A 13,181-nucleotide genomic window follows, 5' to 3' on the forward strand; every position below is an offset into this window, starting at 1 on the left:
ATCGATGAATAGTCAATTAGCAGTGCTGTGTGAGCAGATTCAAACGGCCGCTAGTCAGTCGTTGCCGATCGTGATCGCGGGTGGTAACACCAAACAATTTTACGGCAATGCGTATGTTCAAAAGGATCTTGTTCCGCTTGAATTAGACATGACGGGCTTGTCGGGCATCATCGATTACGAACCAACCGAACTTGTCATGACCGCCTGGTCTGGCACGCCTTTGCAATTGGTTAAAGAGCAGCTAAATGCCGCAGGACAGATGCTTGCTTTTGATCCACCTTCCTTTGGCCCGCGAGCAACCCTGGGTGGTATGGTGGCCGCAGGCTTATCTGGCCCGTTTCGCCACGGCGCTGGATCACTCAAGGACTTTGTGCTGGGGGCAAACTTGATCGATGCCGATGGCAAGGTCCTCAAGTTTGGCGGCCAAGTGATGAAGAACGTAGCTGGTTATGATGTTTCGCGACTGCTGGCTGGATCTCTCGGCATGTTCGGTCCGATGACGCAAGTGTCTGTGAAAGTGGCGCCCAAGCCGCTAGAAACCCTAACCTTGCAGTTCGTGCTTGGTGAACAAGCTGCTTTGGATATGTGTCTGAGTTGGCGTGCTCAGCCTTTACCTATTTCTGCGACTGCAATCACTGCCGACGGTTTATACGTGCGACTCGCTGGCGCACCCAGCGCAGTTCAGTCCGCTCATAAGAAACTGGGTGGGTCGGCCTTAATAGGCTTAGAGGCCTCAGTATTTTGGGATAGCTTGCGCGAACAGACACATGCCTTTTTTGATGGTCTGACTTCACCGCTGTGGCGTATTGCCGTTGCGCCTCATACCCCCGCTTTGAATCTTGGGCCAACCTTGATCGAGTGGGGGGGGGGGCAGCGCTGGACAAAGACGGATCTGGCTGCGTCGCACTTGCGTCAGTTAGCGCTAAAGTCTGGCGGGCACGCAACGCTGTTCAGAAGCCAACCAGATCAGCGTCTGCCAGGAGACGGTGTTTTTCATCCGCTGACACCTGGTGTCAGCACCATTGTTCGGCGTTTAAAGCAAGAGTTCGATCCCAAGGGCTTGTTCAATCCCGGTAGGCTGGTCTGGGGCATTTAGCACTCGGACTCCCATTAAAGTTTTTGACGAGCTTAGATCATTATGCAAACCAACCTTGCCCAGTGGGCCCTTGATTCAAATTTAGGTCAAGAGGCTGACGCTATTTTGCGTCGTTGTGTTCACTGTGGATTTTGCACCGCTACTTGTCCGACTTATCAAGTCCTCGGCGATGAGCTCGACAGTCCTCGTGGCCGTATTTACTTGATTAAAGAAGTGCTTGAAGGCAAAACCCCGACTCGGGCAACGCAAGAGCACTTGGATCGGTGCTTGACCTGTCGCAATTGCGAAAACACGTGTCCTTCTGGTGTTCAATACGGCCATCTTGTTGATATTGGCCGTGAGCTTGTCGAACAACGAGTCTCACGACCGACATCCGAGAGATTAAAGCGCTTTGCGCTACGTAAAGGGCTGGTGTCACCACTCTTCGCACCCGCGTATAAGTTGGGGCTGGTGCTACGGGATTTCTTACCATCCGTCATGAAAAAGAAGATGTTGCAAAGCCGGCCTGCGGGCTTAATCCCAAATACCGGTCACCATCTCAAACAAGTCTTGATCTTGGCAGGATGCGTTCAACCCGCCATGATGCCCAGTATCGACGCAGCTACCATCCGGGTGCTTGATCGCCTTGGTATTGGTACCAAGGTAGCAGCAGGGTCAGGTTGTTGTGGCGCGTTGAGTTTCCACTTAGATGACCAAGCCGCAGCGCTCACACAGATGAAAGCAAATATTGATGCTTGGTGGCCGTTCATCGAATCCGGTCGAGTTGACGCCATTGTGATGAACGCGTCCGGCTGCGGCGCCATGGTCAATGAATATGCACATCATTTGCGCCATGATGTGCACTACAAAGAAAAGGCCGAAAAGGTTCAGTCGCTGGTGCGTGATGTTGCCGAACTGTTGGGCCCTTATGCTGACCAACTGACCGACATGATCGATCAAAAGCAGCTACCTGCACGCCCCGTTTTTCATCCCCCTTGCACGCTGCAACACTGGCAGGGGCTGCGTCCACAAAGCGAACAGTTACTGATGAAATTGGGCTTGGCATTACAGCCATTTGTTGACACCCATCTTTGCTGTGGCTCGGCTGGTACTTATTCGGTGTTGCAACCAGAGATATCGACGGCGTTGCGGGATCGTAAGCTAAACAGTTTGCATGAAGCCAAACCAGATATGGTGTTGTCATCCAACATCGGTTGTATCGGCCACTTGCAAAGTGGCACCGATACTCCCGTTAGACATTGGATTGAAGTGATTGATAGCGCGTTAATACCGAAATGATTAACCCGCCTCAACTGCTTTGATAATATCTTCAATGACTTTCTTGGCGTCACCGAAGACCATCATGGTTTTATCGAGGTAGAAGAGTTCATTGTCCAAACCCGCGTAACCGGCAGCCATCGAGCGCTTGTTAACAATGATGTTGCGCGCTTTGTAGGCCTCTAAGATAGGCATGCCAGCGATCACTGATTTCGGGTCGTTTTTAGCTGCCGGATTAACCACATCATTCGCACCCAGCACTAACACGACGTCGGTTTGGGAGAACTCGCTGTTAATGTCGTCCATTTCGAACACTTGGTCGTAAGGCACTTCAGCCTCAGCAAGCAGCACATTCATGTGACCGGGCATGCGACCAGCCACTGGATGAATCGCGTATTTGACTGTCACGCCGTGAGAAGTGAGCTTCTCAACTAACTCTTTGAGCGCATGTTGCGCCCGAGCTACCGCCAGTCCGTAGCCAGGCACAATGATGACGGTTTCGGCATTGTTGAGCAAGAAAGCAGCGTCGTCAGCACTACCGCTGCGCACGTTACGTTGGGCTTGTGCGCCAGCGGCACCGCCCGCGTCAGGTGTGGCACCGAATCCCCCCATGATCACGTTGATGAATGAGCGATTCATCGCTTTGCACATGATGTATGACAGAATTGCACCCGACGATCCCACCAGTGAGCCCGCAATGATGAGCATCGGGTTATTGAGTGAGAAACCAATGCCAGCAGCAGCCCAGCCTGAATAACTGTTCAGCATTGACACGACGACAGGCATATCAGCACCACCAATAGGTATGATGATGAGTACACCCAATACGAAAGCCAGGGCTGCCATCATGACGAACGGTGTCCAGCTTTGACTCATCATAAATGCAATGCCACAGCCAACCATCGTCAACGCCACGACCAGGTTGACCCCATGCTGACCGTTGAAAACGACAGGGGTGCCCTGAAACAAGCGAAACTTGTATTTGCCTGACAATTTGCCGAACGCAATGACAGAACCTGAAAACGTCACGGCGCCAACAAATGTGCCGATGAACAACTCGAGGCGGTTACCGAAAGGAATGGGGTCACCAGCAGCAGCCACTAGTTTGAAGGCTTGCGGCTCAGCCACAATGGCAACCGCGATGGCCACAGCTGCTAGACCAATCATGCTGTGCATGAACGCCACGAGTTCAGGCATTTTCGTCATTTCGACACGCTTGGCCATTAACGTGCCAACACTACCGCCGATGAGCAGACCGAGCAATACCCAACCGAGCCCAGCAATGCTCATGCCGGCGCGGGCTTGTCCGACGATCAAGACGGCTGTTGTCAATACGGCGATCAACATACCGATCATGCCGAATGCGTTGCCAAGTCTGGATGTATTTGGATGCGATAAGCCTTTGAGAGCCTGGATAAAACATATCGAGGCCACGAGATATAAAAGAGTGACGAGGTTCATTGAAATCATTTGCCGTCTCCCTTGGTTGCTTGGGTAAGGGCTTTTTTATCTTTTTTCTTAAACATTTCAAGCATGCGTCGCGTGACTAAAAATCCACCAAAAACATTGACCGCCGCAAGTGCGACAGCAACAACTCCCATACCTCTCGCGAGGCCGCTATCCGTCAATCCCGCCGCCAGCATCGCCCCAACAATCACAATGGCAGAGATGGCGTTCGTGACCGCCATCAAGGGCGTATGCAGCGCAGGGGTGACATTCCAGACGACGTGATATCCGACGTAAATCGCTAGAACAAAAATAATCACATTGATCAGGGTGTGGTCAATCGCTTCCATTAGCTTTTCCTTATGAGTTCGCCGTTTGCACACATCAGGCACGCTTTGACGATTTCATCTTCTAGATTGATATTTAGTTTTGCGTCTGCACCGATAATGAGCTTGAGAAAGTCCATGAGGTTACGCGCGTACAACGCAGAGGCGTCCGTTGGTACCATGCCTGGCAAGTTGGTCAAACCAACCAACTTCACCCCGTGATGTTCGGTCACTTCGCCTTTGACAGACAGTGGGCAATTTCCACCACGCTCGACGGCGAGATCAACGATGACCGACCCAGGCTTCATGCCAGCGACAGTCTCCGCAGACACCAGCGTTGGTGCTGGACGGCCAGGGATCAGGGCAGTGGTAATGACGATGTCGGCTTGTTTACACCGTTCAGCGACCAGCACCCCTTGCCGAGCCATCCAAGATGCCGGCATTGGTCGCGCATACCCACCGACACCTTGGGCGATTTCACGCTCCTCATCGGTTTCAAATGGGACATCAATGAATTTAGCGCCGAGTGATTCGATCTGCTCTTTCGCTGCGGGCCTGACATCTGAGGCTTCAACCACTGCACCCAGCCGCTTGGCAGTCGCAATGGCTTGTAAGCCCGCGACGCCAGCACCCAGCACAACAGTCCGAGCAGCCTTTAACGTGCCCGCAGCTGTCATCATCATTGGGAACATACGACCGTAGTAGTGCGCAGCCAAAAGCACGGCTTTATAACCAGCCAAATTTGCCTGCGACGAGAGTACATCAAGGCTCTGAGCACGCGTGATACGCGGCGCTGCCTCAAGCGCAAAAGCTGTAATGCCAGCGCTGTTCAGCGCGTTGAGTCCTGCTTGATCAAACGGATCCAACATGCCGACCACCGTTGCCCCGGCTTTGATTTTGCTGATTTCCTCGGTCGAAGGTGCTCTGACTTTTAAAATCAGCTCGGCACTGAGGCATTCGGCCGCGTCCACCAGTGTTGCACCGGCAGCGGTGAAGGCTTCATCCGTGTAGTAGGCATGGCCACCAGCGCCGCGCTCAACCACGACATCGTGGCCCGCACTGACGTATTTTTTTACAGTTTCTGGGGTGCCAGCTACTCTGGTCTCGTGATCACGAGTCTCTCGCGGGATTCCGATTCGCATAGATCTGTCCGTCTATTAGTTCAAAAGGATTGTTTATACACCAGACAGGGTGAAGACTGAGAGTCAGTCTACAATTTGGTTGATGATAAATGAACTGAAGTCTACGAAAAGTCGCGTGGTTGTCGGCATGTCCGGCGGGGTCGACTCGTCTGTCACCGCTTGGCTGCTCAAACAACAGGGCTACGACGTTGTCGGGCTGTTCATGAAAAACTGGGAAGACGATGACGACTCGGCTTATTGCTCGACTCGCCAGGACTGGCTTGATGCCGTGAGCGTTGCCGACGTGATCGGCGTTGACATTGAGGCGGTCAACTTTGCTACCGAGTACAAAGACCGTGTATTTGCTGATTTTTTACGTGAATATTCTGCCGGTCGTACGCCAAACCCAGACGTACTGTGTAACGCCGAGATTAAATTCAAGGCATTTTTGGATCACGCAATGTCGCTCGGTGCAGATCACATCGCGACAGGGCATTATGCTCGGGTAAGAAGGGTCTCTGGCCCAAGCGGTGATCGTTTTGAATTACTCAAAGCGTTTGATCACACCAAAGATCAAAGCTATTTTTTGCATAGACTAAGTCAAACACAACTCGCTAAGACCTTATTTCCGCTCGGCGAGCTTCCCAAAACTGAGGTCAGACGCATTGCCCATGACTTGGGCTTGCCGAATGCGGCCAAAAAAGATTCAACAGGTATTTGTTTTATAGGCGAACGACCGTTCAGAGCGTTCTTAAATCGCTACCTACCGACACACCCTGGGCCAATTCTGACTGAGGCAGGCAAACAAATTGGCCAGCATCATGGCTTATCTTTTTATACGATCGGGCAGCGTAAAGGCTTAGGCGTGGGTGGTGTCAAAGGCGAACAGGGCGCCGATGGTACAGGCCCGGTCTGGTACGTCGCGCGTAAAGATCTAAAAAACAACGCACTGTTTGTCGTACCAGGGCATGAACACCCCTGGTTGCTTGAGTCGTCGCTACTGGCGGCTCAGGCCAGCTGGATTTCAGGCGCTGTCCCCGCATTGGGCGCCTATTGTGCGAAAACCAGATACCGACAAGCGGATGCGCTCTGCAACGTCTTGCGAACCGAAGGTGAACAATTCAGCTTGTCTTTCGCCGAACCACAGTGGGCCGTCACTCCCGGCCAATCCGCGGTGCTGTATGACGGGGATATCTGCCTTGGGGGGGGCATTATCGAATAGTTGAGATGGATTGCTACCACCGTTTAGGCAGACACCGGTACCGTATCGACGAAAGAGGGTCGTGCAGACAGCTTTTGATATAGCTTGGTTAAATTCGGGTGATTGGTGCGCCATTCCAGGTGGGCAAATCGAAAGTCCAAAAGCCCCAGCAGGCAACCGACTGCGATGTCGGCCAACGTGAAATTAATACCCATACAGAACGCATGGTCTCCGAGTGTTTGCTCCATATGGTCAACAGCAGCGGTGATTTTCCCGTACTGACGCGTGATCCATTCAGCGCTTTGCTTGCCTTTGGGTCGTTGCTGCTCTTTAAGGATAGCAACCCCGGCGTCCATTGCCCCGTCTGCTAACGCCTCCCAGCACTTGACCGCGGCCCGCTCGCGTCCGCCTTGCGGAATCAGCCGACTGACAGGGGATAGGGTATCCAAGTATTCAACGATCACCGCCGAATCAAATAACGCACTGTCATCCTCCATGATCAAGCAAGGAACCTTGCCCAGAGGATTATGATCTTGTATTTTTGTATCGTCTGCCCAGACGTTTTCTAATTGAATCTGATAATCGAGTTTTTTTTCAGCCATCACAACGCGCACCTTGCGCACGTATGGGCTGGTCATTGAAGCAATGAGTTTCATGAGCCTGCGTCTAAAACGAATCTGAATGCTAGTGTATCGTCTAAACGACGGCGTGACGCATTTTATGCAGTGATAAAATCAGCGTATTCGTTTTTGTCGTTTTTTTTCTCGTTTTTGACACCCGCCACCATGCAAACTAGTCCCGGCCTTACGCTTTTGAATGCACTTTCACCCATAGACGGGCGCTATGCGTCTCGTTGTGACCGGTTGAGACCACTGCTGTCCGAAGCTGGGTTCATGGCGCATCGGGTTGAAGTCGAAATTGCCTGGCTCATTGGTCTGTCAGAGGCTGGTTTGCCCGAGCTCACCCCATTTTCGTCTGACGCCAAGACGCATCTGAATAATTTGGTTAGTCATTTTTCAGAATCAGATGCGCAACGGATTAAAGAAATCGAACGAGTCACCAACCACGATGTGAAAGCCGTCGAGTACTGGCTGAAAGAAAAGGTCGCGGATTACCCCGAATTGACCAAGGCCGGTGAATTTATTCATTTCGCGTGCACCTCCGAAGACATCAATAACACCTCTCACGCTCTAATGCTTTCAAGGGCGCGCGATCAGGTGATTCTACCTACGTTAAACCAATTGCTCGTCGCTTTGACGAACATCGCCAACGATCAGGCGACCCAACCGATGCTGGCGCGCACCCATGGTCAGGCTGCAACGCCAACGACGCTTGGTAAAGAATTCGCCAATGTGGTTGTTCGCTTAAAGGATGCGATTGCGAATATCGAAAAAGTGATCCCTTTGGCAAAGATGAATGGTGCGACGGGTAACTATAATGCGCATGTCAGCGCTTATCCCGAAATCGATTGGCCTAAATTCAGTGCTGGGGTGCTGGCGCGCTTGGGTCTGAAACAGAACCCGCTCACGATTCAGATTGAGCCGCATGATTGGATGGCAACGCTATTTGATGCCATCGGTAGAGCCAACACGATTTTGTTGGACTTGAATCGAGATGTGTGGGGCTATATCTCGTTGGGTTACTTCAAACAAAGATTGAAAGACGGTGAGGTCGGCTCGTCAACGATGCCGCATAAAGTTAACCCTATCGATTTCGAAAACTCCGAGGGTAACCTTGGGTTGGCGAATGCGTTATTGCGACACCTGTCTGAAAAGCTACCGATTTCCCGTTGGCAGCGCGACTTGACGGACTCGACCGTGCTTCGTAACTTAGGGGTGGCGTTTGGCTACAGCCTGGTGGCCTATGATGCTTGCCTAAGAGGGTTAGGTAAGCTGGAAGTCAATAGCGCCGTTATCGACGCTGATCTTGATCGCTGCTGGGAGGTTCTCGCCGAGCCGATTCAAACGGTGATGCGTCGTTATGGCTTGCCAGCGCCTTACGAACAATTGAAAGCGTTAACGCGTGGCAAGGGGATCACCCAAGAAGGGTTGGCTGTGTTTATTGCGGGTCTTGCCTTGCCCGATGAGGTCAAAGCACGTTTGTCAAAGCTGACACCACGCAGTTATATTGGCCTCGCGGATCAGCTGGTTAAAGAGATTTAATGCTGTTGTAGTTGACGGATTGAAGCCTGTACTTTTCAACTAACCCTTTGGGAGCACTGCAATGAAAAAAACGTCTATTTTTGCGATAACCTTGATGTTATTTGCCTCGATTTGGGCAGGTAGTGCGAGTGCTCAGTTCTCAAAACCGGAACAGGCAATCAAATATCGGCAGTCAACCATGATCCTGATTTCATCACACTTTGGCCGTATGCAACCTGTGATCAAGGGTCAGGCACCTTACGATAAAGCCGCCATTCAAGCTAACATCGCTGTCCTCTCAACGTTGGCGGCTTTGCCTTGGCAAGCGTTTCCAGAGGGTACGCAAAGTAAAACTGCGTTGGCCGATATCTGGAAGGATCCCGCTGGCTTTAAAGCTGCGCAAGAGAAATTCACGAACGCGGTCGCCAAGCTCTCAGCAGCCGCTGACACGGGTGACTTAGCAATGATCAAAACGTCTTTTGGTGAGGTGGGCGCTTCTTGTAAGTCGTGTCACGACTCGTATCACGAGAAAAAATAACGTAGCTTCGCGGGCTATTCAGGCAACAAAAAAAGCGCTCAGGCGCTTTTTTTGTGTGGTGCTACTGGTTCAAAAATCCCAGTAATACCGCTAGGTACTGTTTTGGTATCTCGGTGGTTGGAATGTGCGCGCAAGGCAAGCTGACCAGTGTTGCATTTGCCAACTTATCGACAATGTCTTGCCCGCGAAATGGGGGGGTCGATAAGTCAAACTCGCCAACAACCACGAGTGCGGGAACATTGATGGTGCTGAGGCGATCCGCGAGATGCATATCGCGGATGGCGGCGCAACAACCCGCATAGCCATGGGGTGTCTGCATTAAGACAATGTTTTTCAGGTGCCTGAACTCGACACTGTTTGCTTGAATGAAGCCGTCAGTAAAAAACCGACCCAGGACTGTATCGATGATTGATCCCAGACCACCCCGGGTGACCGAGTCAATTCTCGCATCCCAAATGCCATCAGGAAACTCAAACGCAGTATTACTCAGCACGACGCGAGTCAAGCCTTTAGGTTGCCGGGCAGCGAGCTCCATCCCGACCATGCCGCCCAGTGAGATACCGGCGTAGCTGTAAGACGTGAGCCCCGCCGCCTGAATCACGGCTTCTACATCGCCAACCAATGTATCGAGTGAATAGTCTCCCTGGGGTGCGTCAGAGCCACCATGCCCTCTCATGTCAAACCGGACCACATAGAAATGCTGCATCAACTCGGGAATGATGGGATCCCAGAGCGACACATCCGTGCCGAGCGAATTACCTAATACCAGGCCTGGCAGTGAAGGGTCTCCGTCGCCACGCCAATAAAGACGACAAGATTGATGTTGAGTGATCGGCACGAAAAGCTCCTTTTTTGCTTTTTTCTATCTTGCTTGCTCGTGCCCCAATGATCAAGTCATTTTAATCAGGTAATAGGCACCGGTTGCGATCACACCGGCGAGCACCAGCGCAAATAAACGCAAAGCGACACCATCATTGGCGGCAACCGTGGCGGGCGGCAACTGGTCAGCAGGCACATCTCCCATGATCATCGGCTTGATGAGCGCATGTTTTTTCAACGTATAAAAAACGATAGCTAACAGATGCAAGCCAAGGATAATGTAAATCGGTACCGCATTAAATTCGTGGATACTTGTCATCAGTGATCCCGTGGTTTCGCTCACCAAGCTAACGAGCGGCCCTTGGGTCATCACGTCATCACTCGTGAAAAGCCCTGTGGTCGCTTGTACACTTAGTAGAAACAACATAGCCAGTACTGACCATGCGCCAAGCGGGTTGTGCCCAGCTGTCTTATGCGTTGGCGGGTTAGCCTGACGGAGATAGGCCAAAGTCGCTCTCGGTGATCTGACAAATTGACTAAAGCGTGCGTACTGCGATCCCACAACCCCCCAGACCAAACGAAAGGTCAAGAGGGCCAAGCTGATAATGCCCAGTCTGACGTGCCATTCCATCCAATTGTCGCCGAGTTTGACAGCAATAATTGCGCCCGTGACTGAGCATGCAAGCAGCACATGAAATAATCGTAACGGTAAATCCCAAATGCGGATTTGATCTGAAGCGCCCGATGTTTCAGGAATTTTTACAGGAGTCATATATTTGTCATATTTGTTGCGTTAGAGTTCAAATCAAATCATTGATAGAAAAAACATGCAAGCCGTTAAATTCGAACAAGTCAGCAAATCATGGGGCGGCACACACGCGCTCTATCCAACCGATCTAGAAATGCCTGCTCACCAGTTTACGGTACTGTTAGGGCCTTCAGGTTGTGGCAAAACGACGACCTTGAGATTAATTGCTGGCCTTGAAACAGCCAGTCGGGGCGTCATTAAAATCTTCGAAAGCGACGTGACAACGCTGCACGCCTCGCAGCGCGGCGTATCGATGGTTTTTCAAAGTTACGCTCTTTTTCCGCATTTGTCTGTTGCCGAGAACATTGTGTTCGGCTTGAGAGTAAGAAAGGTATCGAAAGCTGACATTAGTCAAAAATTGAAAGTGGCTATCGATCTGTTGGGATTACAGCACTATCTTGATCGCAAGCCTAGCCAATTATCTGGCGGGCAACAGCAGCGCGTGGCACTGGCAAGGGCTCTGGTGGCGGACAGTCAACTGTGCTTAATGGATGAGCCCCTGTCTAACCTTGACGCTCAATTGCGACAAGAAATGCGGCTCGAATTGCGAGCATTACAACAAAAGCTGGGGCTCTCTGTGGTCTATGTGACGCACGATCAAGTCGAGGCCATGAGTATGGCTGATCAAGTTGTTTTATTGAATGCGGGCAGAGTCGAACAAGTCGCGCGCCCCGTTGATTTGTATCAGCGTCCGGCAAACTTATTTGCAGCTAAATTCATTGGGCAGACACCCATGAATATCTGGCCACTAGAAGCCGATTGCCTTAGGGGAAGTACGATCCGCGTCAATCCCCCTTCGGGGGCGAAATGGCTGGGCGTTCGTCCCGAAGCGATAACGGTGTTGCGTGAGCCCGAACACCGTTTTGTCGGCAACGTTGAAAAAATCGAATACACCGGCGCTGACGCGTTGCTGACGTTAGTCGCACAAGGGGTTAGTTTTGTGACGAGGATACCGGGTGACTTAGCGATAGGGTTAGGTGGTGCGGTGAACTTTGGCTGGATGAACGCCGCTCAAGCTTGGTTTGACGACCAAGGTTGCGTGATGAAGTTGAGTTAGCAGACTGAGACGTTGCGCAAATTGCGACGGTGATGAATGTTTTACGTGTTGATTCGTTCGATTCTTTGGAGAGATCAGTGAAAAATTTATGCAAATCGATGGTGGCCTTCGCGGCCTCTGCCTGTTTTAGCCTTGGCGCGAGCACCAATGCGCTCGCTAAGACAGATATCTCATTTTATTTTCCGATTGCTGTCGGTGGGCCAATCACGAAAATAATCGACCAATATGCAAATGACTTCAATAAAGATAACCCTGATTTAAATGTGATCCCTGTCTACGCGGGGACGTATCAAGAGACCATTGTCAAAGTACTTACTGCGCACAAAGCGGGCAAACCTCCTGCGGCAGGTATTTTGTTGTCGACGGATACTTTTACGCTGGTCGACGAAGATGCAATTGTGCCTGTGGATAACTTTGTCAAAACGGATGCAGATCGTGCTTGGCTGAAAGGTTTTTTCCCTGCTTTCATGCTGAATGGACAAATTAACAACAAGACATGGGGTATTCCCTTTCAACGCTCCACCGTCGTGATGTTCTGGAACAAGAGCCTTTTCAAAGCCGCCGGCCTAAACCCAGAACAAGCGCCCAAGAACTGGCAGGAAACCATTGATCTGAGCAAGCAGCTGACCAAAAAGGATGCGAGCGGCAACGTCACGCAATGGGGTATTCAGGTGCCGTCCAGTGGTTTTCCGTATTGGTTGTATCAAGGGTTTAGCACCCAAAATAATGCTGTACTGGCGAATCAAGAGGGCACCAAGGTCAACTTTGACGACCCCAACGCCATTGCTGCCTTACAGTATTGGGTTGATCTGTCTAAAACTCACCAAGTGTCACCCGCCGGTGTTGTAGAGTGGGGTACCACACCCAGAGACTTTCTAGAAGGCAAAGCAGCCATGATTTGGACAACCACGGGTAATCTGACCAATATCCGTAGCAACGCAAAGTTTGATTTCGGTGTCGCGATGTTGCCAGAAGGTAAACGTCGTGGTTCTCCAACGGGGGGCGGTAACTTTTTTATCTTCAAGAAAACCAGTGCCGCCGAGCAAGAGGGCGCTTACAAGTTTGCCAAATGGCTCACTCAGCCAGAGCGTGCTGCCCAATGGAGTATTGACACCGGCTATGTCGCAGTGTCGCCTGCCGCTTACGATACGCCAGCATTGAAGAAATACACGAGCGATTTCCCGCCCGCCATCGTGGCACGCGATCAACTGCCTTTTGCAGTGGCAGAGTTTTCGACCCACGATAATCAGCGTGTGACGAAAGCGCTCAATGATGCGCTGCAGGCGGCCTTGACGGGGGTCAAGACCTCAGAACAAGCGATGAAAGACGCACAAGCTGAAGCAACGCGTTTGTTGCGCAGTTACCAATAGA

Annotated in this window: 13 protein-coding genes; 7 read left to right on the forward strand and 6 right to left on the reverse strand. The window is 51.4% G+C overall.

What is annotated here, in order from left to right; translation table 11 throughout:
* Window positions 1-4: 4 nt before the first annotated feature.
* Window positions 5-1,096, forward strand: coding sequence for a glycolate oxidase subunit GlcE (gene glcE / locus AC1W8Y_RS11815; RefSeq protein WP_482014684.1), 1,092 nt, complete (start codon window positions 5-7; stop codon window positions 1,094-1,096).
* Window positions 1,097-1,138: 42 nt separating this feature from the next.
* The gene (gene glcF / locus AC1W8Y_RS11820; protein ID WP_482014685.1) at window positions 1,139-2,374 is read left to right on the forward strand and encodes a glycolate oxidase subunit GlcF; all 1,236 of its coding nucleotides are present in this window, start codon (window positions 1,139-1,141) and stop codon (window positions 2,372-2,374) included.
* Here glcF and AC1W8Y_RS11825 read toward each other — a convergent pair whose 3' ends face one another.
* From AC1W8Y_RS11825 to AC1W8Y_RS11835, 3 genes are read right to left on the reverse strand one after another with little or no spacing between them, the layout of a single operon-like run.
* Window positions 2,375-3,823, reverse strand: a complete 1,449-nt coding sequence (locus AC1W8Y_RS11825) for an NAD(P)(+) transhydrogenase (Re/Si-specific) subunit beta (RefSeq protein WP_482014686.1) — start codon at window positions 3,821-3,823, stop codon at window positions 2,375-2,377.
* Window positions 3,820-4,149 carry an NAD(P) transhydrogenase subunit alpha part 2 gene (locus AC1W8Y_RS11830; protein WP_482014687.1) on the reverse strand — a complete coding sequence of 110 codons (330 nt, stop codon included), beginning with the start codon at window positions 4,147-4,149 and terminating at the stop codon, window positions 3,820-3,822. Before AC1W8Y_RS11830 ends, AC1W8Y_RS11825 begins: the two co-directional genes overlap by 4 nt.
* Window positions 4,149-5,267, reverse strand: a complete 1,119-nt coding sequence (locus AC1W8Y_RS11835) for a Re/Si-specific NAD(P)(+) transhydrogenase subunit alpha (protein WP_482014688.1) — start codon at window positions 5,265-5,267, stop codon at window positions 4,149-4,151. The genes AC1W8Y_RS11830 and AC1W8Y_RS11835 overlap by 1 nt, the downstream gene beginning before the upstream one ends.
* An 82-nt stretch (window positions 5,268-5,349) precedes the next feature.
* On the opposite strand from AC1W8Y_RS11835, the gene mnmA reads away from it, so the two are divergent.
* Window positions 5,350-6,468 (forward strand): tRNA 2-thiouridine(34) synthase MnmA, encoded by a 1,119-nt coding sequence (gene mnmA, locus AC1W8Y_RS11840; RefSeq protein ID WP_482014689.1) that lies wholly within the window; start codon window positions 5,350-5,352, stop codon window positions 6,466-6,468.
* A 23-nt stretch (window positions 6,469-6,491) separates the two neighbouring features.
* Here mnmA and AC1W8Y_RS11845 read toward each other — a convergent pair whose 3' ends face one another.
* Window positions 6,492-7,103, reverse strand: coding sequence for a glutathione S-transferase N-terminal domain-containing protein (locus AC1W8Y_RS11845; RefSeq protein WP_482014690.1), 612 nt, complete (start codon window positions 7,101-7,103; stop codon window positions 6,492-6,494).
* A gap of 129 nt (window positions 7,104-7,232) precedes the next feature.
* Here AC1W8Y_RS11845 and purB point away from each other — a divergent pair, with 129 nt between their 5' ends.
* Together purB and AC1W8Y_RS11855 are read left to right on the forward strand one after the other, a co-directional pair.
* Window positions 7,233-8,609 carry an adenylosuccinate lyase gene (purB, locus tag AC1W8Y_RS11850; protein ID WP_482014691.1) on the forward strand — a complete coding sequence of 459 codons (1,377 nt, stop codon included), beginning with the start codon at window positions 7,233-7,235 and terminating at the stop codon, window positions 8,607-8,609.
* A 61-nt stretch (window positions 8,610-8,670) separates the two neighbouring features.
* Complete coding sequence (locus AC1W8Y_RS11855; RefSeq protein WP_482014692.1) at window positions 8,671-9,126, forward strand: c-type cytochrome; 456 nt, start codon at window positions 8,671-8,673, stop codon at window positions 9,124-9,126.
* Window positions 9,127-9,187: 61 nt separating this feature from the next.
* On the opposite strand, the gene pcaD is transcribed toward AC1W8Y_RS11855, so the two are convergent.
* Window positions 9,188-9,964, reverse strand: coding sequence for a 3-oxoadipate enol-lactonase (gene pcaD / locus AC1W8Y_RS11860; protein ID WP_482014693.1), 777 nt, complete (start codon window positions 9,962-9,964; stop codon window positions 9,188-9,190).
* 51 nt (window positions 9,965-10,015) lie between these two features.
* On the reverse strand, window positions 10,016-10,717 hold the full coding sequence (locus AC1W8Y_RS11865; protein WP_482014694.1) for a cytochrome b/b6 domain-containing protein: 702 nt from the start codon (window positions 10,715-10,717) through the stop codon (window positions 10,016-10,018).
* A 55-nt stretch (window positions 10,718-10,772) separates the two neighbouring features.
* On the opposite strand from AC1W8Y_RS11865, the gene AC1W8Y_RS11870 reads away from it, so the two are divergent.
* Together AC1W8Y_RS11870 and AC1W8Y_RS11875 are read left to right on the forward strand one after the other, a co-directional pair.
* Entirely contained in the window at window positions 10,773-11,810 is a 1,038-nt protein-coding gene (locus tag AC1W8Y_RS11870) for an ABC transporter ATP-binding protein (RefSeq protein ID WP_482014695.1), read from the forward strand.
* A 98-nt stretch (window positions 11,811-11,908) separates the two neighbouring features.
* The gene (locus tag AC1W8Y_RS11875; protein WP_482014755.1) at window positions 11,909-13,180 is read left to right on the forward strand and encodes an ABC transporter substrate-binding protein; all 1,272 of its coding nucleotides are present in this window, start codon (window positions 11,909-11,911) and stop codon (window positions 13,178-13,180) included.
* Window position 13,181 lies beyond the last annotated feature (1 nt).

The sequence above is a fragment of the Jezberella sp. genome, assembly GCF_964834465.1.

Coding starts and splice junctions, on each gene's coding strand:
- glcE (WP_482014684.1), top strand. CDS start 5: ATGAATAGTCAATTAGCAGTGCTGTGTGAGCAGATTCAAACGGCCGCT.
- AC1W8Y_RS11875 (WP_482014755.1), top strand. CDS start 11,909: ATGGTGGCCTTCGCGGCCTCTGCCTGTTTTAGCCTTGGCGCGAGCACC.
- AC1W8Y_RS11845 (WP_482014690.1), bottom strand. CDS start 7,103: ATGAAACTCATTGCTTCAATGACCAGCCCATACGTGCGCAAGGTGCGC.
- AC1W8Y_RS11870 (WP_482014695.1), top strand. CDS start 10,773: ATGCAAGCCGTTAAATTCGAACAAGTCAGCAAATCATGGGGCGGCACA.
- AC1W8Y_RS11865 (WP_482014694.1), bottom strand. CDS start 10,717: ATGACTCCTGTAAAAATTCCTGAAACATCGGGCGCTTCAGATCAAATC.
- AC1W8Y_RS11825 (WP_482014686.1), bottom strand. CDS start 3,823: ATGATTTCAATGAACCTCGTCACTCTTTTATATCTCGTGGCCTCGATA.
- AC1W8Y_RS11855 (WP_482014692.1), top strand. CDS start 8,671: ATGAAAAAAACGTCTATTTTTGCGATAACCTTGATGTTATTTGCCTCG.
- AC1W8Y_RS11835 (WP_482014688.1), bottom strand. CDS start 5,267: ATGCGAATCGGAATCCCGCGAGAGACTCGTGATCACGAGACCAGAGTA.
- glcF (WP_482014685.1), top strand. CDS start 1,139: ATGCAAACCAACCTTGCCCAGTGGGCCCTTGATTCAAATTTAGGTCAA.
- mnmA (WP_482014689.1), top strand. CDS start 5,350: ATGATAAATGAACTGAAGTCTACGAAAAGTCGCGTGGTTGTCGGCATG.
- AC1W8Y_RS11830 (WP_482014687.1), bottom strand. CDS start 4,149: ATGGAAGCGATTGACCACACCCTGATCAATGTGATTATTTTTGTTCTA.
- purB (WP_482014691.1), top strand. CDS start 7,233: ATGCAAACTAGTCCCGGCCTTACGCTTTTGAATGCACTTTCACCCATA.